The sequence below is a fragment of the Psychrobacillus sp. FSL H8-0483 genome, from assembly GCF_038637725.1.
In the GTDB taxonomy this organism is placed as follows: Bacteria; Bacillota; Bacilli; order Bacillales_A; family Planococcaceae; genus Psychrobacillus.
Genome location: NZ_CP152052.1, coordinates 1478331 through 1501900, shown reverse-complemented (window position 1 = coordinate 1501900; position 23570 = coordinate 1478331). Strand labels below are relative to the sequence as shown.

At 37.0% G+C, this 23570-nt stretch carries 16 protein-coding genes; 3 read left to right on the top strand and 13 right to left on the bottom strand.

What is annotated here, in order from left to right; all coding sequences use genetic code 11:
• The 7 genes from mutL to MHB48_RS06890 form a co-directional block, all read right to left on the bottom strand.
• Nucleotides 1-1794: a DNA mismatch repair endonuclease MutL gene (mutL, locus tag MHB48_RS06920; RefSeq protein WP_342600770.1), complete on the bottom strand. Its 1794-nt coding sequence runs from the start codon at nucleotides 1792-1794 to the stop codon at nucleotides 1-3.
• 22 nt (nucleotides 1795-1816) lie between these two features.
• Nucleotides 1817-4381: a DNA mismatch repair protein MutS gene (gene mutS, locus MHB48_RS06915; RefSeq protein ID WP_342600769.1), complete on the bottom strand. Its 2565-nt coding sequence runs from the start codon at nucleotides 4379-4381 to the stop codon at nucleotides 1817-1819.
• Nucleotides 4382-4464: 83 nt separating this feature from the next.
• Nucleotides 4465-5016, bottom strand: coding sequence for an outer spore coat protein CotE (gene cotE / locus MHB48_RS06910; RefSeq protein ID WP_342600768.1), 552 nt, complete (start codon nucleotides 5014-5016; stop codon nucleotides 4465-4467).
• A 254-nt stretch (nucleotides 5017-5270) separates the two neighbouring features.
• Entirely contained in the window at nucleotides 5271-5852 is a 582-nt protein-coding gene (locus MHB48_RS06905; RefSeq protein WP_342600767.1) for a hypothetical protein, read from the bottom strand.
• Nucleotides 5849-6433, bottom strand: coding sequence for a nucleotidyltransferase family protein (locus MHB48_RS06900; protein WP_342600766.1), 585 nt, complete (start codon nucleotides 6431-6433; stop codon nucleotides 5849-5851). The genes MHB48_RS06905 and MHB48_RS06900 overlap by 4 nt, the downstream gene beginning before the upstream one ends.
• Nucleotides 6434-6449: 16 nt before the next feature.
• Nucleotides 6450-8072, bottom strand: a complete 1623-nt coding sequence (locus tag MHB48_RS06895) for a hypothetical protein (protein ID WP_342600765.1) — start codon at nucleotides 8070-8072, stop codon at nucleotides 6450-6452.
• A complete protein-coding gene (locus tag MHB48_RS06890) occupies nucleotides 8065-8859 on the bottom strand; it encodes an ABC transporter ATP-binding protein (RefSeq protein WP_342600764.1) in 795 nt (264 codons plus the stop codon). Before MHB48_RS06890 ends, MHB48_RS06895 begins: the two co-directional genes overlap by 8 nt.
• A gap of 1146 nt (nucleotides 8860-10005) precedes the next feature.
• Between MHB48_RS06890 and MHB48_RS06885 the strand changes: the two genes are divergently transcribed.
• On the top strand, nucleotides 10006-11205 hold the full coding sequence (locus tag MHB48_RS06885; protein ID WP_342600763.1) for an MFS transporter: 1200 nt from the start codon (nucleotides 10006-10008) through the stop codon (nucleotides 11203-11205).
• Nucleotides 11206-11293: 88 nt separating this feature from the next.
• On the opposite strand, the gene MHB48_RS06880 is transcribed toward MHB48_RS06885, so the two are convergent.
• Complete coding sequence (locus MHB48_RS06880; RefSeq protein ID WP_342601318.1) at nucleotides 11294-12349, bottom strand: nitric oxide synthase oxygenase; 1056 nt, start codon at nucleotides 12347-12349, stop codon at nucleotides 11294-11296.
• Between the two features lie 541 nt (nucleotides 12350-12890).
• Here MHB48_RS06880 and MHB48_RS06875 point away from each other — a divergent pair.
• Nucleotides 12891-15500, top strand: a complete 2610-nt coding sequence (locus MHB48_RS06875; protein ID WP_342600762.1) for a cation-translocating P-type ATPase — start codon at nucleotides 12891-12893, stop codon at nucleotides 15498-15500.
• Between the two features lie 68 nt (nucleotides 15501-15568).
• Here MHB48_RS06875 and cyoE read toward each other — a convergent pair whose 3' ends face one another.
• The 3 genes from cyoE to MHB48_RS06860 all read right to left on the bottom strand — a co-directional run bounded on the left by cyoE (nucleotide 15569) and on the right by MHB48_RS06860 (nucleotide 20384).
• Nucleotides 15569-16465: a heme o synthase gene (cyoE, locus tag MHB48_RS06870; RefSeq protein ID WP_342600761.1), complete on the bottom strand. Its 897-nt coding sequence runs from the start codon at nucleotides 16463-16465 to the stop codon at nucleotides 15569-15571.
• A 358-nt stretch (nucleotides 16466-16823) separates the two neighbouring features.
• Nucleotides 16824-18089, bottom strand: coding sequence for a M48 family metallopeptidase (locus tag MHB48_RS06865; RefSeq protein WP_342600760.1), 1266 nt, complete (start codon nucleotides 18087-18089; stop codon nucleotides 16824-16826).
• 822 nt (nucleotides 18090-18911) lie between these two features.
• Nucleotides 18912-20384 (bottom strand): YdiU family protein, encoded by a 1473-nt coding sequence (locus MHB48_RS06860; protein WP_342601317.1) that lies wholly within the window; start codon nucleotides 20382-20384, stop codon nucleotides 18912-18914.
• A gap of 213 nt (nucleotides 20385-20597) precedes the next feature.
• Here MHB48_RS06860 and MHB48_RS06855 point away from each other — a divergent pair, with 213 nt between their 5' ends.
• On the top strand, nucleotides 20598-21161 hold the full coding sequence (locus MHB48_RS06855; protein WP_342600759.1) for a membrane lipoprotein lipid attachment site-containing protein: 564 nt from the start codon (nucleotides 20598-20600) through the stop codon (nucleotides 21159-21161).
• Between the two features lie 301 nt (nucleotides 21162-21462).
• Here the strand turns inward: MHB48_RS06855 and MHB48_RS06850 are convergent, their stop codons facing one another.
• The gene (locus MHB48_RS06850; protein WP_342600758.1) at nucleotides 21463-22134 is read right to left on the bottom strand and encodes a hypothetical protein; all 672 of its coding nucleotides are present in this window, start codon (nucleotides 22132-22134) and stop codon (nucleotides 21463-21465) included.
• A 99-nt stretch (nucleotides 22135-22233) separates the two neighbouring features.
• Complete coding sequence (locus MHB48_RS06845) at nucleotides 22234-23427, bottom strand: MFS transporter (protein ID WP_342600757.1); 1194 nt, start codon at nucleotides 23425-23427, stop codon at nucleotides 22234-22236.
• Between the last annotated feature and the right edge of the window lie 143 nt (nucleotides 23428-23570).

Genomic DNA, 23570 nt, shown 5'->3' with positions numbered 1-23570 from the left:
CTACATAACTCGTTTAAACATCTTCTCTACTTCATACGAAGAAAAATGAACGATAACTGGTCGACCATGTGGACAAGTTAATGGATGCTTCGCATTTTTTAAACTTTCTAGTAGCTGCTCCATATCCCTTGTTGTCAAATAGTGATTAGCTTTTATGGATAGTTTACAGCTCATCATAATAGCCGCTTCTTCTCTTAGCTTTTTAATGTCTGTTTTTCGGTTCGTTAGTACTTGTTCGATTAAACTTTCAATAATTTTTGTTTCATGCCCTTTTGGAAACCAAGTTGGATGCTCTCTTACTACGAAACTGGAGGTGCCAAACTCCTCTAAAAATATACCGACATCTATTAATTCTTCTATCGATTCTTTGATTCGGTACGCTTCGTCTAACGAATAGTGGAACGTAAGTGGAAGTAATAGAGCCTGTCGTTCACCTGCATTCACTTCGCCTACTTTTTCCTTATAAAATTCATATTTTATGCGTTCTTGTGCTGCATGCTGGTCAATGAGATAAAAACCATCATTGCTTTGCGCAACAATATATGTTCCATGAATTTGTCCTACTACATGTAAATCCGGAAACGGCTTTTTTTCCTCTACAATTTCTTCCACAAATTCTACATAATCTTCAACAAGCGCTTCTTCTTGAAGGGGTTCTCTCTCTTCGTAGACAATCGTTGATTGCACAGGTTCTACAATACTTGGAATACTCGGCGGTTCTGGTACCTGATAGGTTTGTTTAAAGAAATCAAATTGCACACTTGGTTGTTTTTTTTCTACAGGTTTTTCGGTAACTTTAGGAGGTTGTTGCACCCGGTGCATAATGGAACGAATGGTTTGTCTTACAAGTTCCATTAGCTCCTTTTCTTTGCTTAACCTAATTTGATGCTTTGCGGGGTGCACATTCACATCCGTCAACATTGGATCTGTTTCAATGTTTAAAACAACGATCGGATATCTGCCAATAGGAAGTAATGTGTGATAAGCATCCACAATCGCATTATTTAATCCATAATGTTTTACCCAGCGTCCATTGACAAGTATCGTCATATAATTTTTCGAAGCACGCGTAATCTCTGGTAGTGTCGCAAATCCGGTAATATGAAAATCAGAGGACTCTTTTTCGAAAGCAACCATTTTTTTCACGTTGGATACGCCATAAATAGAAGCTAGAACCTGTCTTAAATCTCCTCTTCCACTTGTTTGAATAATGGTTTGGTTATTGTGCGTAAGCTTAAATGCAATAGATGGAAAACTCAGTGCCAATCTGTTAATCAAATCAATTGTATGACCTAGCTCTGTTTGGATTGTTTTTAAATACTTTAAGCGTGCAGGTGTATTAAAAAACAACTGCTTTACGACAATATCGGTTCCTCTTCGAATAGGAGCAGGTGTACAAGAAAGTACTCTCCCACCTTCCAGTTCCACTTTCGTTCCCATATTTTTACCGTCTGATGTCCATAAACTGATCTTGGAAACAGAAGCAATAGACGCAAGTGCCTCCCCACGGAATCCTAAAGAACGGATTCTAAATAGATCATGCTCGGTTGTGATTTTCGATGTGGCATGTCTAGCAAAGGATTGAACAGCATCTTCCTCGTCCATTCCTTTTCCATTATCGGTCACTTGTATTTTTGCTAAACCAGCTTCTTCTAATATAATTTCAATTGATGTACTTTCCGCATCAATTGCATTTTCTACTAGCTCTTTTACGACAGAGGCCGGGCGCTCTACTACTTCTCCCGCCGCAATCTTATTGGATAGAAGCTCGTCCATTACGATGATTTGTCCCAATGTTGTTCACCTGCTTTTTAGGTTATTCTAGTTCGTTTTGCAGCTCATATAATAGCTGTAATGCTTCGAGTGGAGTTGTCCCTGATATATTTATTTTTTTTAGCTTCTTCGCTATTTTTTCAGCTGACTTGTTTATCTCTACTTTAGGTTCGACTGGCTGTATTATCTGTTCATCAAAGAATGACAATTGTGTATCATTTACTTGATCTTGGCTAGGTTCTTTTTTCTCCTGCAGTTCAAACGTTTCTAGTATTTCTCGTGCTCTTGTAATAATTTCTTCTGGAAGTTGGGCAAGCTCAGCAACATGTATCCCATAGCTTTTATCTGCTGGGCCATCCTTTAATTTGTGAAGGAATACGACTTTACCATCTTTTTCTGTAGCGGAAACATGTACATTACGTAATTTAGATAGCGTTTGTTCCAAATCAGTTAACTCATGATAATGAGTAGAGAATAGGGTGTTTGCCCCAATATTGTCATGAATATATTCCATCATCGCTTGTGCTAAACTCATCCCATCATAAGTAGAAGTCCCACGCCCAATTTCATCAAAAAGAAGCAAGCTTTTACTTGTTGCATTTGTAATTGCATGCTGTGATTCCATCATTTCAATCATGAACGTACTTTGTCCACCGGCTAAATCATCAGCAGCACCGATTCGAGTAAATATTTTATCGACAATTGGTAAAGTTGCAGATTCTGCTGGTACATAGCAACCAATTTGAGCCATGATGACTGTTATTGCGACTTGTCTCATGAAAGTACTTTTACCTGACATATTAGGTCCAGTAATTAGAAGCATATTTTCCTCTTCTGTTAAAACGCAGTCATTTGGTACGTAAAGTTGATTGTTCATCATCTTTTCAACGACAGGATGTCTTCCTTCTTTAATAATCATCGCATTTGTTTCATGGAATTCAGGTTTTGTAAGTCTGTGGTTTTCCGATACTTGTGCAAATGCTATATACACATCTAGCTCACTTATTTGTTTAGCTAATCGTTGTACACGAGGAATATAGGCTTTAATTTCTTCTCTTAATTGTGTAAACAACTCGTATTCTAATACTAAACTTTCGTCTTCGGCTGAAAGAATAAGGGATTCTTTTTCTTTTAATTCGTCTGTAATATAGCGTTCCGCATTTGCAAGTGTTTGTTTTCTCACATATCTTGCTTCATCCGCAAAATGGATATTGGATTTTGTTAACTCTATATAATAGCCGAATACTCTGTTATACCCTATTTTTAAGTTTTTCGATCCTGTAAGCTCTCTTTCCTTTTGCTCCAGTTCCGCAATCCACTTTTTCCCGTTGACTGATGCATCTCGAAGTTGATCTAAGCGAGCATGATAACCATTGTTAATCACTCCACCATCTTTAACTGCAATTGGTGGATTTTCACTTATCGCTTCTTCTAACTTTCTCCAAATATCTTCACAATCTTCTATCGCTTCGCCTAATGCTTGTAATGCGTCATTGGTCGACTCCAATAAAAGCTGTTTAATAAATGGAATTTTAGATAGTGATTGTCTAAGTTGGGCAAGGTCTCTTCCCCCTGCACTACCAAAACCAATTCTTCCGACTAATCGTTCTAAGTCATACACTTCTTTAAATGATTCTTTTATTTCTTCTCTTAACATAAAATCATCTAAAAAACTGGTGACTATTTCTAAGCGTGCTTCAATCGCTTTTTTATTTGCTAGCGGTTGGTGAATCCATTGCTTTAGTTTTCGTCCTCCCATGGCAGTTACTGTTTCATCGAGTAACCATAATAATGTACCTTTTTGATCGGCATTTCGAATGGAAGAAATCAGCTCTAAATTTCTTTTGGAATGATAGTCCATTGCCAAAAAGGAATCTCTTTGTTGAAATGTAAAAGGCTGTATATGCAACAAAGAACGTTTTTGTGTTTTTTGAATGTATTGTAATAAACGTTTTACTGTTCGATGCGTTTCAATCGGATGATTTTCCACATATTTTGCCGTCTCATGATCACTTAACTCTTCTTGTTCAATTGATAATGTAAAATCATGCATGGCAGATGTATCATTAATCAATACATACATTTGATCACTTACTATTAATTCTTTTGCTTGTAGTGACAATAATTCCTGTACGACCTCTTTCTCGTCTCCATTTATTATCGTAGTAAAACCATCTCCTGTTGAAACGTCTAAATAGGAAAAAGCCACTTCATTGGAAGAAATTAAATCAGCAGAAGCGATATAGTAATTGGTTTTATTGTGCATTGCTTTTCCTTCAATTAGCGTTCCAGGCGTTACGAGACGTACTACTTCCCTTTTCACAACACCTTTAGCTTCCTTTGGATCCTCCACTTGCTCACAGATGGCCACTTTATGGCCCTTACTAATAAGTGTTTCAATGTAGTTCTGTGCAGCATGGTGCGGTACACCACACATAGGAATGTTATCCTTTCTGCTCGTTAGGGTTATTTCCAATATAGAAGCTGCTTTTACAGCATCATCATGGAATAACTCATAAAAATCACCTAAACGGAAAAATAAAAAAGCATCTATGTAGTCTTTTTTAATATTTAAGTATTGTTGCATCATTGGAGTATGTGTTGTCATGTTCTATCCTTCTCTCTTCTTAACTCTATAGCTATTATAACAAATTTACATAAAAAAAAAGCCGGAAGAACTGGCCGGCTTTGTTAAAGTGATGAGGAACCGTGTTGATCGTTAGAGGAGCTTGATGAACTAGAGGAACTAGAAGAACTAGAAGAGCTTTCTTCATTAATTGCCCATTCTTCTTCAAATTCTGTATCATGCACTTGAATAACTACGGTTGTTTCGCCAACTACTTCTGCAAGTAGCTCTCTTTCTACCGTTACCTGGAATTGCGTTCCATGGGCGATAATAATTGCTTCCGTACAATTTGGCTGTTGAATAACACGAACATGTACTTCTCCACCAGTAGAATCTTTATCGCGGTAATGTAATCTTATTCTGTCTTTGTAATTAATAGTTTCCGTAAAAACAGATGTTTTGGAATGGTCATGATGTGCGTACCAAACGTTGATATCAAATTTTCCAGTTACTTCTACGTATTTCCCAACTTTCTTGGACGAACAAGTGTGATTAATAACCCAGCAGCCTAAAATACTAGATGGCGCATTTGGTGGTCGAAGAATTTCGCGGGATTCCGTTCTCTTTTTCCCTTTAGCCACAACAGCTTTTGTCACTATTTGTCGTAAGTGTTTCATTTTTTTCCTCCTTGTATTCAAGTCATAACATCATATGCACCATTAGCCCAATCGGTTCATCTCTTTAGAAAATTCTTTGCGTACTTAGCGTTTGCGGGTTACATGAATCGAATAAGAGGATATTTTACTTAATTTGTCGTTTTCTGTTTGTATTTCATGTACCGATTGTGTGGTTCAGGTATTGTTTTGTCTTGTACAGGATTATTTTGCCATAACAAAAGAGCTATCTTATTTGAGATACCTCTTTCGTGTTATTATTTATGAAATTCACTTTTGAGTACATATACCACATCATATTCTTTGATTTCATTTAAGTGCTTATCCAAATTTGTATAAAAATCGGAAGAAAGTGAACTCATTCCCTGTCCGTTTGCATACGAAATACTGGCTAAAGTCGCAGTCTCCTCAAGCGGAATATTTTTCATCTGATTACTTCCCCATGTACTTTGTTCTGGTGCTTTAAACTTTTGCACCACTCTACTACTACTTGACCCTTTTTCACTTGAGACGCTTATAGTAAAAATCGTCTCATTTCGTTCATCTGGTATTGGAGAATTTGTAAAAATAATCGTTCCATTATGTTCAATATCCGTTGTCATCTCGATAATTTTCTCATCCACGAGTTCTCCGAATTCATATTTATCCACCCATACAGTGATTTGTTTAAATTCCTCACCAGTCTGAAAATCAAATACAAAGGATTGATCACTTACACTAGAAATTAATAATTGATCTCGTTCTGATAACTCAGCTCCTGCAAGTGTATTTTCCTCATTACAAGCAGATAAAGATAATAATAGTAGGCTTAAAGTAAATAAAATCAAAATTCTTTTCATTCATTCACCCCATCTGGAAATTTAATATTAAGCTTTGTCCAAATAGTTGCCCAATTTTTTTTTAATATTCGTTCCTCGTAAATAGCTGTTAATTCTGTATTTATCCGAAAGCTAGGTGTTGGGTTTACATGAAAATGTATGACATCCTCTATTCCATGTGGGGCAGTCAATAGTAGATTGTCTTCTTTGTCTAACTTCACCCCTAGCGCTGTCACCGTCTCTGGGAAATTAGCTATGCCATCAACTGCAGAGGAATAGGCTGGGAGATTGTTTATTACATGCATCCTTGCTTGATTTTTCACAGACCAAGGAATATTAGGCATCCGTCTTTGTAGTTGTTCTTCTAATTTCTTTTCCACTAATTCATTTGTGTTAGTAGGATCAAAATAAATCACATCAATATCTGCTATTGGGGTTCTCTCATCAATATCATGTAACACATCCCAAATTTTCGAACGGACAAACCCGGCGCAAATCCACCAATCCGGGAGATCCAATGTTTTTGCAGCCTTTAGTAAGTCCATCATCCATTCATCTGCTTTTATCCATCTACATATATCATCTTCTGTATGGATTTTCATACTTCCATCTCCTTCCTCACCTTTTCGAAAAAGTCACTTTCCACCCGATAATAAGTCCAAGAAGAAGGATTATTGCATATACAACTAGTCCGTATGGGAGTATCAAAGCCACAAAATGCACCCCCGCTAATAAACCAACTATTAACATACTTCCAAAAACCTTTAAAGTGCTACCATCTTGCGTATGCTCGTGTGAATGAGTAAAAGGATAAACGTCTTTATCAATTAGCAAAAAGGAAATAAGCGTCAGAACTATTGCGACAAGCAATATAACAAACAAATCAAGTAAAATTCGTACAGAAAACATCCAAAGAAATATCACACTTAATAAGAGTAAAATCGGAATGAAGAAATTAATGATACTTGCTTTTAAAGTTGCGCTATATACAAGTCCTTTATGTCGAATAGGAGCCGCATAGAAAATCCATTGTCCTTTATAGTTACCAGAGAACTGGAGCATTTGAACAACAGAAGGAATCATTATTAAGCCAAAATAGATAACCATATATGAATTTCCTTTTATCACTTCTTCATATGAATCCATTCTTATGTTATTAAACAAAAATATGAAAGGAAAGATAAACGCAAAGCCTAACAGTGGATACATTTTTAGTTTTATTTCTCTCTCTTCCTTTAACATGAGAGAAGAAAACTTATAAAAAGTTCGTTCTTCTTTCGTTCTACATAAAATCTTCGCCCAAAACTCCTCGATTTTACGATTCCTCTTTTTCTTTCTATTGGCATCACTTTGCAATTTCGATAGATTTCTTTCAAAAGCTGGCATCAGTCGAATATAAAGTACAATCGAAATAATTGGAATTAACAAAGCAAGCAGAGATAACACAATAATATGAGTAGAGAAATCTTTATTTAGAATCAATTCAAACGGGGCAGCAAACCAAATAGGAGGTAATGCGATATGCCACCAAGCAAAGGTGTATGAAATCTCTATATTAATAATTTCAAATACACGACCGATTAGTTGATAACTAATCGCCATTCCGATTGCTAATATAATTTGCACATAGTTGATAATGTCCTTTAGCTTTTCTCCACTAAAGAATCGAAGTATAAATAAATAGATAAAGGCAGTTAATACAACAGCTAAACTGCTAATGAGAATAACTTCTATTAAAAATATGAGCGCAAATACAATACCATGCTTAAATATACTTACAATGAAAGGGACTGCTACAAATGAGCCTGTTAAGAGAATCATATAAATCAGAATATGAACGATTTTCGCTGCATTTAATGTTTTTCCGCTAATAGGCTTAGGATGGAGAATATTTTTATCCCGGATATCAAGTAAGACTGCTGAGAAATCAGAAACCATAGATGTCATTAATATAATAAATAAAGCGCTAAACATAATAGAAAGTGAAAAAAGAAACTCATTTCCTAAAAATAGAAGAGGCGTCAAAAAGAGAAGTCCAAAAAAAGCGTACAACCACAATGATTTTAGAAACTGATTTCCTTCTTTTTTTACCTTAGACCCACTGAAAATAGCTGGCATTCTTCTACCATCCATAGTAAGTTTCAACTGAAGAATCTTCCTCATAACGGCATAGTCGATATTTAACTTGTGAAAAACGCCTTTAAAACGATCTAATATTCGAAGAGAAATAAAATCATCCATTGTTATGTCCCTCGCTAACTAGGTCGACAAACCTCTCCGCAATTTGTTCATGCTCAGTAAAACCTGTTAATTGATTGAAAATGCCCTCTAGTGATCCCTCTTTATTTTGCATTTTTAGTTCTTCGAAAGTTCCATCTGCTACTACTTGGCCGTCTACCAATAAAACGATTCGATTACTAATCTTCTCAACTACGTCCATTATATGAGAGGAATAAAAGATTGTCTTTCCACGTTTTGCAAGCTGAGCAAGTATTTCTTTAATGACCATCACACTATTTGCATCAAGTCCACTTAGTGGCTCATCATAAAACAATAAATCTGGATCATGCAGCAAACTAGAAATAATTAATACTTTTTGCTTCATCCCTTTTGAAAAAGAAGATAGTCGTTGATGAAATGCAGCTTCCAAACCAAATTCTTTCATCAATTCATACGCTTTTTTCTCCGCATCCTCACTTGTTAAACCGTACAACTCTCCTGTAAAGGCCAGATATTCAAAAGCCGTTAAATTTTCATATAGTTCTGCTGTTTCAGGTACATAGCCGATTCTCTTTTTATAAGCATAATCACTTTTGATGATGTTTTCCCCAAAAATTTCAATAAGGCCACTATAGCCTTCTATTAAACCTAGCATTAATTTAACGGTAGTACTTTTACCGGCACCATTTGGTCCAATATAGCCAATGATTTGACCTTTATACACATCTAAATTGACCCCATTCAATACTTTTTTATTACCAAAGCTTTTCGATACATTTACTAATGATAAAACCTTTTCGTTTCTCATAAAGTTCCCCCTCTTCTACTAATAAAATGGTTACTACCAAAAATTAACTAACTATCCTAATTATACATTAAATAATCTTCCTAATCTCACAATCCAAGGAAATATATTGCTAGATGAGTATTCCTTAACATCACACAATTGCTTAATAAAATGGTGCTAACACACTAGGCTCTCTATGTATAGGTGCTTTGGAAAGCTTATAGAACTAAACGAGTTCTACACCATTGCCTGGATTTTCTTTATGGGGCTGTCCCTAAAGTCATACATTGACTGAGAGATGGTCCTTTTCCAATGTATTGATTTCCGTTCCAGACGGACGCTTTCCGCGGGCATGGCTTCAGTCTCCTCGTCGCATTCGCTCCTGCGGGGCCTTCAGCTCATGCTATTCCCGCTGGAGTCTCCGTCTTTCACTACAATCAATTGCCTACAAAAAATAGTAGTTTTAATAAAAAGTATACAAAAAACAGGTGTAGAAAAAGACTCTTTTTTCTACACCAGCTTCAATTTATGGGCTTATTGGCTAGCCCCATTTTTTCGATAATTGTGTGGTAGTCGCTCGTCTGTCACTCTCCATAGCTACTTGTAATAGAAGTGCCAAAGCTTTTGGAAATGAAAGAATAGCCACTTTCCTATTTATACAATAAGCAGCCAAAGATGCAAATTTGGCTGCTCAGTCTTTCTCTATCGTATTCCACCTTTTCAATTAGCTTCACAAAAATAAGCAAGGAACGCATTATAGAAAGCGATTGAGTACCCGAAATTGCATCTTCGGGCACCTCCACTATGAGTAAAAGGTAGCTATTCTTTCATTTTCCAAATCAATTTCGGATTTCTTTTGAGGATTGTTGGTACGTAACGGACAAATATCCACAACAGGATAATTGAAAATAGTGTAGCAGGAAGTGACGCAGTCACTTCCTGCTACACTTAGCCCTAGGTAATGATGTAGCGTTCATTTCGTCCAAAGCAAACCAAAAGCGTACAAGTGCAAAATGGGTTCCTTGCGCATTTCTTGTGAAATTTTGATGAGGTAAATTGGATAATCAACACCCGTTCCTTAATATCTTTCTATTGAACTTTTCTACTAAAGAGTGTAGGATTTTCTAGTACTGACTAACAATTTTTTTATGTGAGGAGGGTATTCCCTTGGAGACTATCAAGGAGAGAAAAGGAAGCATTCTATTATTAATAATCGGAATTATTTTTGTGTCTTCCACACTTAGGGCCCCACTTACTTCAGTTGGACCTATTATTTCATACATACGAGATGGACTAGCTATTTCTAACGTACTAGCAGGATTTGTAACAACCATTCCTCTTTTAGCATTTGCAGTTATTTCTCCATTTGCACCTAAAATTGCGCGCCGTTTTGGAATGGAATTAACTTTGTTCTACGCTATCTTATTATTAGCAGCGGGCATTATCATTCGCTCTTTAGGAGCTACAGCTTTCTTACTTATTGGAACTTCGTTAATCGGAATCGCCATTGCTTTTGGAAATGTTTTATTGCCAAGTTTAATAAAGCTAAAATTCCCTTTACAGGTTGGTTTATTGACTGCGATTTTCACAGTTTCCATGAATCTATCCGCTGGAATAGGAGCAGGAATTAGTTATCCTATTGCTGAAAGCACAATTTATGGATGGCAAGGTGCACTAGGCTGTTGGGCCATTTTTGCCATCATTGCTAGCATCATTTGGATACCCCAAATTAAGAAAAGAAAAGAAATGACAGAATCACAAATTGAAACTAAAATAGACAAACCTAAGTCGATTCTAGCTTCTCCCTTAACATGGACCATCACATTATGTATGGGATTTCAATCTCTTATTTTTTATACGACTGCTGCTTGGATACCTGATATTTTACAATCTCAAGGTATGGAAGCTGATCAATCTGGGTGGATGTTGTCCATTATGCAATTCGCTCAATTGCCAATGACTTTTATTACACCAATCATTGCGGGGCGCTTAAAAGATCAGCGAATACTTGTAGTAGTATATACGGCTTTGTACTTAATCGGTTTCAGTGGATTATTAGTAGGTAGTAATTCGCTTGCAATTGTATGGATGATTTTCCTTGGTTTAGCAGGGGGTGCGTCATTTAGTCTGGTCATGATGTTTTTCTCTCTTCGCTCACGAACGCCTATGGAGGCCGCTGAACTTTCTGGAACAGCACAATCAATCGGTTATCTTTTAGCAGCAGTTGGCCCAGTTTTCTTTGGCTATATTCACGATGCAACTGGAAGCTGGCATACATCTATTATTTTATTTATCGTAACCGTCGTACTCCTATTCTTTTCAGGAATGCATGCAAGTAGAGATCGATATGTAACTGAAGAAACTTAAGATAATAGTGCTCAGCCGTTTACGGAGGCTTTATTCTGTACTTGTTTATATTTAAAAAGCAGAAGCATGGGACCCATGCTTCTGCTTTTTAATATGGTAAAGGTTGATAAGAATAGTTAGGTGTTATCTTTTCATTATTGTATGGCTTTTGAAAGATATGAGTGGTTGCCGGTGACATTGGAGGAATAAGCCATGTCCAGTTTCCAGTGACATCTCGCCCTGCATCCTTTTCAATCTCTTCAAATTTCTTAAATTGCTGTGCTGCTGTATGGTGATCTACAATACTGACCCCGTCTTCTTTGAAAGAATGTAAAACCGCTGCATTCAGTTCAACTAGTGCACGATCCTTCCATAGAGAAGCATTCGATTTTGTGTTAAGCCCCATATGCTCTGCAATCGTCGGCAACATGTTATAGCGGTAATCATCTGCTAGATTACGTGCACCGATTTCTGTACCCATATACCATCCGTTAAATGGAGCAGCTGCATAAGTGATGCCACCAATTTCAAGTTTCATGCTAGAAATCATCGGCACTGCATACCATTTCAATTGTAGTTCTTTAAACCAATTATATTCTGGGTGCCGGATTGGAACTTCTAATATATATTGCTCAGGAATTTCGAAAATTTTTGCAGGTCGATTCTTTACTTGAATGACGAGTGGCAAGACATCAAAATTTGTTTTGTTTCCTTTCCAACCAAGTTCTTCACATACTTTTGTGAAAGCAATCGAATCGGAATCTCCAATAATTCCGTCCTCCATCTCATATCCTGCATAACGAATCAGCTGATGATTCCAAACACGGACATCTTGTGGTGAAAATATCGTAATCGTCGGTCTGATTCGCCCCTCATTGGTGGCAAACTTTATATGTTCCAGTAAAGATTCAAAGATGACTTCCTCTGTATGTAGTTCCCTTTTATCTATTACAGTTAAGCTTTGCCAAAATAAACGACCAATGCATTTATTGCTATTACGCCACGCCACTTTAGCACCGTATGTTAGCTCCTCTGCCGTATGTTCATAGGTACCATTTATATAAATCTGCTCCTCGATCTCTTTTAATCGAGTAACCATTTCTTGTTCATCTCTACCTGTTTCCTTATAAAAAAGATGTATAAACGCTTTCGCTTCATTTAACATACCTCTCGTCCCTTCCACTACACCTTCCATCTTAGTAGAAAGATGCCAAGCCAAACAAGTACCAACCCTCCAAAAGTTGTGAGGAATTTATGACACTGTTACAAATAGAAGCGTTCCCTGTGTTACGCACATTATGGAAACTATTCTGAATTTTAAGTGATAAAAATTGAATTATTTGAATCTATATATATATTTTCAACGATATAACAAATAATTTAATTTCTATATCGCTTATTATCATACTGGAATAGAACAAGGAATAATATTGTTATAGTTAATGGAGGTGGAATATATAGAGAACAAAATTGAAATACTTATTCGAATGCTATTTTCCGGAAATATATTCAAGTGAATCTGATACCTGCACAATCCAAAAGGTGCCTACTTCATGGACCTATTTTAGCTACTTCCTTCCATTCTGATGGACAATAGAAATTGAATTATTCGAGTTTATCGAGACTCAATAGCAAGTAGTATCTCTGCTGAGATTATCTTTAATTAGGTTGATAGTCTAATAATTGCACACTGGAAGGAGAATCGAATGTTAGAATATCATCAACAATCATCACTTGAAATCATGAAGATATTGGACGTCACAAATCAAGGATTGAATGATTATGACGTCCGAAATAGACAAAAAATATACGGTTCTAATAAATTGGTGGAAGGAAAAAGAACAAGTACATTCGCCGTTTTCTTTGGACAGTTTAAGGATTTATTAGTCATAATTTTAATCATCGCCGCTTTCATTTCATTTCTATTAGGTGAAGTAGGAAGCACTATTGTAATCATGATTGTCGTTATATTAAACGCAATCCTGGGTACTGTACAGCATGTGAAGGCAGAACAGTCCTTGGATAATCTGAAAGCTTTGACCACTCCAGTTGCAAAAGTGATGCGAAATAATCAGATCGTAGAGATTTCTTCAGAAGATATAGTGGTTGGAGATATTCTCTATTTGGTAGCTGGTGATTATGTAAATGCGGATGGAAGATTAGTAGAAAGCCATAATCTGCATATAAATGAAAGCTCGCTGACAGGTGAATCATTGGCTGTTGCGAAGAGTACCGAACCAATCAATGAAAATCATGTAACCATTGCAGATAAAAAAAACATGGTTTTCACTGGAGGTTTTGTCACTACTGGTCGCGGCACTGTACTTGTTACAGCTATTGGAATGGAAACCGAAATCGGAAAAATCGCAAGTTTACTGGGTACTGCGAAAGAAAAGAAAACACCTCTACAAATAAGTCTAGATCGTTTTGGAGAAAATCTAGCATTAGGGATAACGATAATCTGTCTAGCCATTTTCACTATCGATCTTTTTCGAGGTCGAGAGTTGGTAGAATCGTTTATGTTTGCTGTTTCGCTGGCAGTTGCAGCAATTCCAGAAGCATTAAGCTCGATTGTTACCATTGTATTGGCTTTTGGAACACAGAAAATGGCGAAAGAAAATGCCATTATACGAAAGCTTTATGCTGTCGAAAGTCTGGGAAGTGTATCGGTTATTTGTTCAGATAAAACGGGGACATTAACAGAAAATAAGATGACTGTTCAGCAAGTATATATTGATCAAAAAGTCATTCCGCAGGATCAACTAAATACTGAAAATGCAATAGAGAAAAATCTTATTGAAATGTCACTATTATGTAATGACGCATTGGAAAGAGATCATAAAGAAATCGGTGACCCCACTGAAATTGCACTTGTAAAATTAGGGAAGCAGTACGGTCTTGATGAATTAATCGTAAGAAGTCTCAAACCGAGAGTGGCGGAAATTCCTTTTGATTCGGACAGAAAGTTAATGACGACTGTGCATCGGTCCAATCTGCAATCAATAATGATTACCAAAGGAGCAGTTGATGTTCTTTTACCTAAGATTGCGAAAATCGAAACTTCTACAGGTGTACGTACTATAACGGAAAAACATCGTAACAAAATCGAAGAAGTGAATCGTGATTTTTCGATGAATGGATTAAGAGTAATAGCGATAGCTTACAAAGAGATACAGGTACATCAATCAATCGATGCCTGGGGTGAAAGAGATTTAATCTTTGTCGGATTAATTGCAATGATGGATCCTCCTAGAAAAGAGTCAAAAGCAGCTGTTGAAAGCTGTATAAAAGCTGGTATTAAACCAGTTATGATTACTGGAGACCATAAAATAACAGCAACTGCAATTGCGAAACAAATTGGTATTTTAAATGATCCTTCAGAAGCGATTGAAGGCTATGAGATTGAAGGATTAACTGATCAACAATTACAAGAAAAGGTACAAGATATTTCTGTTTTTGCCCGTGTAACACCAGAGCATAAAATTCGTATCGTGAAAGCATGGCAGGAAAAAGGAAATGTCGTTGCGATGACCGGGGATGGTGTCAATGATGGCCCCGCTTTAAAACAAGCCGATATCGGTGTGGCGATGGGGATAACTGGTACCGAGGTAGCAAAAGATGCATCCTCTATGATCTTAACAGATGATAATTTTTCAACGATTGTCAAAGCAATCTCGAATGGAAGAAGCCTCTATACCAATATTAAAAACGCCATTCTATTCTTATTGTCAGGGAATGCAGGTGCTATTTTTGTTGTTTTATATGCAACTGTATTAGGTTTACCAGTTCCCTTTGCACCTGTGCATCTATTATTTATTAACTTACTTACCGATAGTCTGCCAGCAATTGCAATAGGTTTAGAGCCGCATAATAAAAATACAATGAAGGACAAGCCTAGAGATATTCACAAGTCTTTATTAAATAAAACATTTACTACTCAAGTGGTGCTTGAAGGGTTATTAATTGCAATCTCTACAATTATTGCTTTTCGAATGGGATTGCAGGCGGGAGATACGCTAACAGCAAGCACAATGGCATTCACAACTTTATGTTTGTCGAGATTAATACATGGCTTCAACTCCAGATCGAAAGAATCGATCTTCACTATTGGTGTATTTTCAAATAAATATACTTGGCTAGCATTTTTAATAGGTTTTTTATGTTTACATTTAGTATTATTTATCCCTTCGCTTACAGGTGTGTTTGAAGTCGCGACATTAAGTGGAGTACAACTAGTTATTATTTATAGCTTGTCTTGTATGCCTTTTCTAGTTAATCAGTGGTATAAACTATTGTTCGTGAGAAGTACAAAATAGTTAGTGGACCCTGTGTCATGCATAACTCAGAAATTATTCTGAATTGTTCGTGACACAAGGTTTCTAACTCAATGCTCGTTTAATATTAATCCTATAGATGCATAAATAATGACAGTGCCGAAAATGAACATCATATGGAATAAAGAGTATACAAACATACGGTTCGCCCATTTCTTCCCTTCCTTCTTGTGATAGCCCACAATACTCATCGACAGCCAAATTGCTCCTAAAATAACCGAAACAAATGTGAGCCCTAAGCTAAGGGGTAAAAATAAGAAGCTCGTTAATATTAATAGTACTAAGTAAATGTTGGATTGAATATACGTACGACGCTCACCTTTTACTACAGGAAGCATTGGGATATTCGCTGCAGCGTAATCATCCTTTTTCCGAAGAGCAATCGCGTAAAAGTGCGGCATTTGCCAAATCATGACGATAATGAACAATGCCCACGCTGCAGGATGCCAAATATCTGGTGCTACTGCTGCCCAACCAATAAGTGGTGGCATTGCCCCTGAAATACTGCCAACTTCTGTGTTCCAAATGGTACGGCGTTTCGTCCAAATTGTATATGGTACAACATAGAAAAATACTCCGAGAAAACCTAAGAATGATGCAAGTGGTGTCGTTAATGCAAGTAATCCAATTCCGATTAAAAGTAAAGAGATTCCAACGACCAAGATAAGTTTCGGAGATAATTCACCTGTTACGGTGGGACGATTTTTCGTACGTTGCATCACAACATCAATGTCACGATCGTACAAATTATTAAAAGAACCCGCAGCAGCAATTACTGCCGCCGTTCCTAAAATTGCATAAACAAGATTCGAAAGATTGTCTCGGAAACTTAACTCATATGTGTATAAAGCTAGCATCAGACCTGCTACCATCGGAATTAAATTAGATTTAATAATACCTGTTTTTAGAGCCAATGCCCATAAATTAAAGTTAGATTGTTTTTGCATGTTGTCTAGTTTAACACTCCTTCATTTTCCTGTACGACATTTCTAATTTCTCGATATTGTTACTCTTCTAAATATAACAGAATTATTGAATTCGCCATCCTTACTAAGTGGCAATCTGTTGACATATTCACCAGGTATCCCTCCAGTGTTCCCTGTGTAACGAACAACTCATACACTAGTCTGAATGGAATCTATTTGTTGGGTGTTTACGCAATTTCAACAAATAAAATGCACGTAATCAAGTCAACGTCAAATAATGCCCACCTAGTCGCTAGGCAGGCATTATTTGACGCTTACATATGTTCATAACTTGATTCCCTATAATCTCTTTTAGCTAATTTGCTTCTGTTAATTTACCTCACTCTTCTTTTCCTATTTCATTAGCTACTTTAGTTATTCTTTCTAACATGGTTGGATGAGAATATCGAAACCATTTTACGAGTAATGGAGGATTCACTTCACTTAATCCAGCCTTTGTTAGCTCTTGAAAAGTGCTCACAGCTGCCTCTGGGTCGACTACTAACTCTATAGCATACTGATCAGCTCTATTTTCCTGATATCTAGAAATGTAATTGGAAAGTGGACTTGAAACGAATAACAGAAAAGATGTAATAAGCAAAAACAATGGAAGCGAGTGAATAGCATTTATTCGATTAATTTTTAATACACGTCCATAGCGGGTGATGACCCTACGCATTAGTTTCGCTGTTAACCAAAGCCCAACAAGCATCGTTAATAAATAACCAGCGATTCCGAAATAAATATGTTTTTCCACATAATGCCCCATCTCATGAGCCATGATGAAGAGAATTTCATTTTCTGATAAGCGGTTTAACGTCGTATCCCATAACACTATTCTGGAATTACTCCCAATCCCCGTAACATAGGCATTTAGCGCATTTGTCTTTTCCGCCATATTCACTTCATACACATGCTCTGTTGGAATATTTGCTTGCTCAGCCAACGACAAAATTTTCGTCTCTAGTTCTTTATTGGTTAGTGGATAAAAATCGTTATAAAGTGGGTCGATTAATACTGGTTGAATAAACATGAGGAAAATGGAGAAAGGAATCATTAATAACCATGCGTTAAACCACCATTTCGTTGTGCTTTTATTAATAAGCCAATATAAAACGGTCACAATCACTACTGTTGTTCCGAAGTTAACCCAAAATTCAATGACATTATCTCGCATCCAAGAATTGAAATTCTGGGTACTAATCCCATAGTATTTACTTAAGGAATACCTGTAATAATCTAAAGGAAATAACACGATAAACATAAGTAAGGATAATAAAAATAAATAGATTGCATTTTGCCAAATTGCCCATTTGTTTTGCAAAGGGATCCATCTTTCAAACGCTTGAGAAAGCCCAGTAATCAATATAAAAAGTAAGACAAGCCATTCAAACGGTGTTCCTACAAAAAAGAGGAAATTCTTTATTTTTGAATACTCCTCACTTAGGTACAATTCACGCTCCGACATAAAGACGTGTGGATCTGCAACAGTCCCTTTCAAAGCTGTTGGTATACCCCCACTATCACTATGAAAGATATAAAAATACATCCCTAATGCATATACCCCAAATAGTAAAAGTGCTATAATTCCCCATTTCTTCGCCAAATCCTCTTCACCTCCATTCTCTGTCCTACTTTTAGTGTAATCAAAAACGAGTAAGATAGAACCAATTACTTCAATTTGCTTTTTCCCTACTATCTTAATAAGAGAAGCGGATAGTGCCGTTTTAGTGCAATACCTGTTCGCAGATGTTTCCGGATTGCTTTGGAATGGACTTTGCTACATCATTTACCGAGCGATTTTAAGGAGAATATATTTGTTGACGAAAATCGCGAGACGCCTGTGGAAAAACGGGCTGCCAAGACCCCGCAAGGAGCTTATAGGAACAAAGGGGCTGTCCTTAAAGCCATATAGTGACTGAGAGATGGTCCCTTTTCCAATGTATTGATTTCCGTTCCAGACGGACGCTTTCCGCGGGCATGGCTTCAGTCTCCTCGTCGCTTTCGCTCCTGCCGGGCCTTCAGCTCATGCTATTGAGGGTACTGAAAAACTCTATTACAGAATTTTTTATAATAAATATTTGATGTAACGATACTGTGTACTATAGGATTTAGCACGGCGTCGTGAGACTCCTGTGGGAAAGCGAGACAGCCGAGACCCCGCAAGAAGCGTAGCGTAGCGTAGGAGGAGGCTCGGCGCTCGCCCACGGAAAGCGAACAGAGCCGTGCTAAATCCAATTAGCGGATATTTATTAGGAATTTTATTAGAATACCACTTTTTCAGTGCCCTCATGCTATTCCCCTGGAGTCGCTGTCTTTCACTACATCAATTGCCTACAAAAAATAGTTGTTTAATAAAAAGTATACAAAAAACAGGTGTAGAAAAAGACTCGTTTTTCTACACCTGCTTCAATTTATGGGCAAATCATCATGTACCACAGAAAGTTTGGTAACGACAGCTGGATTCCGGTGGGAGTGTGCTGTATTCATTCTGTTTAGGAGTATATGCGTAAGGAATTCTAAGTACATCAACTAGCTGCTCCAACAGACTATAATCTCCTTGACTCACTGCTGCGTCAAGTGCTTCTTCTACCCGGTGATTACGAGGAATTACAGCAGGGTTACTATTCCGCATCAACTCAATTGATAAGTCTTTGGATTCCTTCTGTCTACTCAATCTCGATTGCCATATCTCGTTCCAATCTATAAATTCTGGAGTACCAAATAGGACCGTATCCTCCATCTGATCTAAGGTTAGTGATCGAAATGTATTCGTATAGTCTGCGCCATATTTCTCCATCATATAAAGAAGGTCCTCAATAAGGGAAATATCTTCTGTCTCTTCATTGTAAATCCCCAATTTTGCTCTCATACCTTTGAGCCAGCTAGATTGATACAACTCGGAATAATTTGTCATCGCATCTTCGGCCAGCTTGATTGCTTGCTCTTGTTCTTCATGTATAAGAGGCAACAAGCTTTCAGCAAATCGAGCGAGGTTCCAACCGGCGATATTAGGCTGATTACCATAGGCGTAGCGCCCATGAGTATCAATAGAACTGAATACTGTCTTAGGGTCATATGTATCCATGAATGCACAAGGACCATAATCAATAGTTTCTCCACTAATGGCCATATTGTCCGTGTTCATCACCCCATGAATAAAACCAACCAATTGCCATTTGGCAATCAACTCGGCTTGACGCTTGATTACTTCTTGCAGAAGTGAAAGGTATCGGTTCTCTTCTTTATCATCAATCTCCGGATAATGTCTTTCTAACGTGTAGTCTGCTAATGAGCGAAGATCTTCGAAAGTTCCCCAATTTGCAGCAAATTGAAAAGTTCCTACTCGAATATGACTTGCAGCAACTCGAGTCATAACTGCACCAGGTTGTTCCATTTCACGAATGATGGATTCACCGGTTGTCACCACCGATAGGCTGCGTGTTGTAGGGATACCAAATCCATGCATTGCCTCGCTAATTATGTATTCACGAAGCATCGGTCCAAGTCCTGCTCTCCCATCTCCCCCGCGAGAGTATGGCGTTCTACCTGAACCCTTTAGCTGAATATCAACTCGGTCTCCTTGGGGAGTAATTTGCTCGCCAAGCAGTAGAGCTCGGCCGTCCCCTAACATATTAAAATGTCCGAATTGATGACCTGCATAAGCTTGAGCAAGAGGCAAACTATCTTCTGGTGGATGGTTACCAGCAAGCTCCTCCACACCTCTTTCACTTTCAAGGGCCTTGGTATTTAAACCTAGAGATGTTGCCAATGAATTATTGAGGATGACCAACTTCGGTGACCGTACAGGATTTAAGTCCATAGTAGTAAACAGCAATTTCGGAAGACCAGCATAACTGTTTTCTATGTTCCAACCAGTATTTGTGTTCACTTTTGACATCATATCTTCCTTTCTCCGTCTATCGTATAAATTGGTGATACTTATAGCAGTTCAATTTATCATCTACTTCTTCTATTTTATTATACCCTTCCTAGACGAAGATACACTTCACTTGTTTTAGGTTAGTTGATTTCAGGTACTTCGATGTAACATTATGGATAATATCACGTCAAATATATTATAGGAGTAAAGCAATAATAAAGGTGGGTATTAATGAAGAAGTGTATTTCATTCTTGTTAATCATTTTTTTGTTGAGTGGTTGTAATACTGAAACACCTATCGAAAATGAGCAAGTACCTAGTAAAAAGAGAAACATCACAGAAACTATAAGCGAGAACGAACAGTTCATTTTGACCGTGCGAACAGAAAAGGAAGAATACCAAGTTGGCGAGCCATTAGAAATCACTGCAACGCTTGCTTATAAGGGAGAAACAGACACAATTACAGTGGCACATAGCGGAACGCCAATATTATTTGAAACGACAAATTTAACGAAAAACTATCAATTCGGTTGGGCTATGAATACACCTTTGTATATCGAGGATTTTAAGAAAAGCGAGCCTTATAAAACTGTTTATTCTTTTTCTGGTGGAAGCTATCATGAAGGGATGCCCGGTGAGTCTTATAGTGAGGAGGAATATAGGGAAGTTGCAAAAGGGAATCTTTCCCCGGGGCAATATGAAATTAAAGCGATTACGAAATTATCAGTAGGAGAAAATCCAACACAAAATAAAGTGGAATTAGAAGCTAACATTATTTTTACAGTCGTTGAATAAGCTATACAATTTATGTTAGTCAAACCTAGTGTCCACCAATTGTTAGTTAACCTCTGTTAAACGACTATGTTATTATGGACGAAAATCCGCTCGCTTTCCGCGGACGAACTGCCAAGCACCCTCGGGTCAACAGGATGTTGGTCACGAATCCGTTGCCAAATGGATGTGGCAAATGTAGGATTTAATCCTATAAGACCGATATGGGGTCCTAACAGTCCGTTTTTCCGAAGGAGTCTCGCGGATTTTCGTCACAAAATATAATCTTCTAAAAAACAACAGCCTAATTTTATATAGCTTTTAATTAAGACAGTATTTTTCGAAGTGATTTAACGGACTCCTCACTACTTACATTAATAAAATGATCTAACAGATAGTCCCTTGCCGCTTCTTTTTCCATTTCGATACGTTCAATTTTATTTCTGCTTGCCCAAGAATCATACGTCTCAAAAGCTGTACTGTTCCAGCCATTCGTTTCTCCCTCTATATTTTTCTTTTCTTGTATACCTGAAATGACAATATCCATTGTTCCTTGTAACTCTAATAAAGCATTTTCAAATATTTTCTTTTGATCCTTATGAGTTAACCCCGATTTTTTCCTTAGTACCCTCGTATCAATACCCTCTTCTTGTATAATCAACTTATAGATAGTAAATGCTTCTTTTGATACCATTCCATCAACATAACGATCTTTAACCGATTCCGTGTAGCCAAGAACTTTTTTTACATATGGTAGCAACTTAAGAGATACTAAGATGGATTTATTCTTCATAAACTTCCCGTATCCTGCAATACCATCAGCAGGAAATTTAGTTCTCCAAATCCAAGGGTCGAACTCTGTATCGGAATGCCAAGAGTCTAGAGAGGTGATGCTATTTAAGGAAGGAAAGCCAGGTATTAAAGGAGCAAGAGGAAGCAATCCAATCTCCTCAACTACTTTTATTGCTTCTTCATATGTTTTTACTTTATATTCCATTACTAATAGCCCCCTTAAAACAATCTTATTTCTTCACTTAGTTTTCCACAAATCCACCTGAAAAAAGAGAGCGCCTCACTGAAGGCACTCCCTCATTTGTTATACAAATAATCGTTTATTTTTAAATGCAATTAAACTTACTGCGGCTAATAGTATGCTCGATACGATAAATACAGCTCGCACTCCAAGCAAATCCGCTAATATTCCAATAAATAACGAAGAAATCCCAAATACACCTGTTACAACTGCTCCCATCGATGTATAAACTGTTACAAGTTTTTCAGGTGGAACGCTTCGTTGAATGATAGTTCCTTGTGGGATATTTTTAAGTTGGCCAAACAGACCAATGCCTGCTGATAGAATTAGTGCTATCACAGGATTACTTGTTGTACTAAATAATATAGTTAAGATACTAGAAATGAAGGCTCCTACGAATATAAAACGGTACTTATATTGGTCAACAAGATAAGAAAATTTCAAACAATATAGACTACCTATTAATAAGCCAATGAAAAACGCTCCATTTATCAGGCCCCACCATTGTTCACCTACATGTAGTGCTTGCTCGACAAATACATAAACAATAGCAGCAATCCACACTGTTCCAGCAATTGTCTCTAAAATATCCATTTGAATCGTTGTTTTCAGCACTGGAGTTGTACCAATACTCTTCCATCCTTCGGTAAGTCGTAGCCAAAAATTTTGTTCTCTTTCCTCTATATGATTCACATGTGGAAGGAAGCTCAAAAATAGACACGACAATAAAAAAAGAAAACTTACAATCCAGATTAATTGAATTGTATTAATAACAAGCAATAACAGTGCTCCGAAAAGCCATGCTCCAATTTGAATTATTTGAGTAGTAGTTTCAGCTATACTATTAGCCTTTACTAACTTTTCATCCTCCACAAAGTAAGGAAAAAAAGTACGCATTATCGGATTCGCACAGCCGTCTAGTAGCGCTATACCGGCAATGTAGAAAAAGATGAAATAATAATTCGTATCTTGTAAAAACAGAAAAACAAAAAAGACTAGTCCGATTAATAATATTGTTTTTCCAATTTGTGACCCTACTAACAGCGTTTTTAAACGCCACTTTCCGATTACTAAAGGTGTTAACAAACTCGAAATAAACATCGTGGAAGCAATCGTAAAAGGAACAAACGCGGCAATAGCAGCAGAACCTGTTAACCCAAATAATATACTAATAACACTTACAATATAAAATACGTCCCCTAAATTTGCGACGGATTGACCTAGCATTAACAAAAGAAAGTTCTTGTTTGACTTCATTATTATCCCCCATATTTAATTAATGATAATCATTAAAGTGATTTAAGGGATCAAATTGGACAATTCATTGAAAAACTCCTTTAACTGAAAGCAAGTAGAAGAAACTTTGGGGGATTTAGAAGTTTTTTCTACTTGCATTATTT

Excerpts from the sequence above, each read along its gene's own strand:
- MHB48_RS06845 (WP_342600757.1), bottom strand. The coding sequence starts at position 23,427 with ATGAAGTCAAACAAGAACTTTCTTTTGTTAATGCTAGGTCAATCCGTC.
- cotE (WP_342600768.1), bottom strand. The coding sequence starts at position 5,016 with ATGAAACACTTACGACAAATAGTGACAAAAGCTGTTGTGGCTAAAGGG.
- MHB48_RS06855 (WP_342600759.1), top strand. The coding sequence starts at position 20,598 with ATGAAGAAGTGTATTTCATTCTTGTTAATCATTTTTTTGTTGAGTGGT.
- mutS (WP_342600769.1), bottom strand. The coding sequence starts at position 4,381 with ATGACAACACATACTCCAATGATGCAACAATACTTAAATATTAAAAAA.
- MHB48_RS06875 (WP_342600762.1), top strand. The coding sequence starts at position 12,891 with ATGTTAGAATATCATCAACAATCATCACTTGAAATCATGAAGATATTG.
- MHB48_RS06905 (WP_342600767.1), bottom strand. The coding sequence starts at position 5,852 with ATGAAAAGAATTTTGATTTTATTTACTTTAAGCCTACTATTATTATCT.
- cyoE (WP_342600761.1), bottom strand. The coding sequence starts at position 16,465 with ATGCAAAAACAATCTAACTTTAATTTATGGGCATTGGCTCTAAAAACA.
- MHB48_RS06860 (WP_342601317.1), bottom strand. The coding sequence starts at position 20,384 with ATGTCAAAAGTGAACACAAATACTGGTTGGAACATAGAAAACAGTTAT.
- MHB48_RS06880 (WP_342601318.1), bottom strand. The coding sequence starts at position 12,349 with ATGTTAAATGAAGCGAAAGCGTTTATACATCTTTTTTATAAGGAAACA.
- MHB48_RS06895 (WP_342600765.1), bottom strand. The coding sequence starts at position 8,072 with ATGGATGATTTTATTTCTCTTCGAATATTAGATCGTTTTAAAGGCGTT.
- MHB48_RS06900 (WP_342600766.1), bottom strand. The coding sequence starts at position 6,433 with ATGAAAATCCATACAGAAGATGATATATGTAGATGGATAAAAGCAGAT.
- MHB48_RS06850 (WP_342600758.1), bottom strand. The coding sequence starts at position 22,134 with ATGGAATATAAAGTAAAAACATATGAAGAAGCAATAAAAGTAGTTGAG.
- MHB48_RS06890 (WP_342600764.1), bottom strand. The coding sequence starts at position 8,859 with ATGAGAAACGAAAAGGTTTTATCATTAGTAAATGTATCGAAAAGCTTT.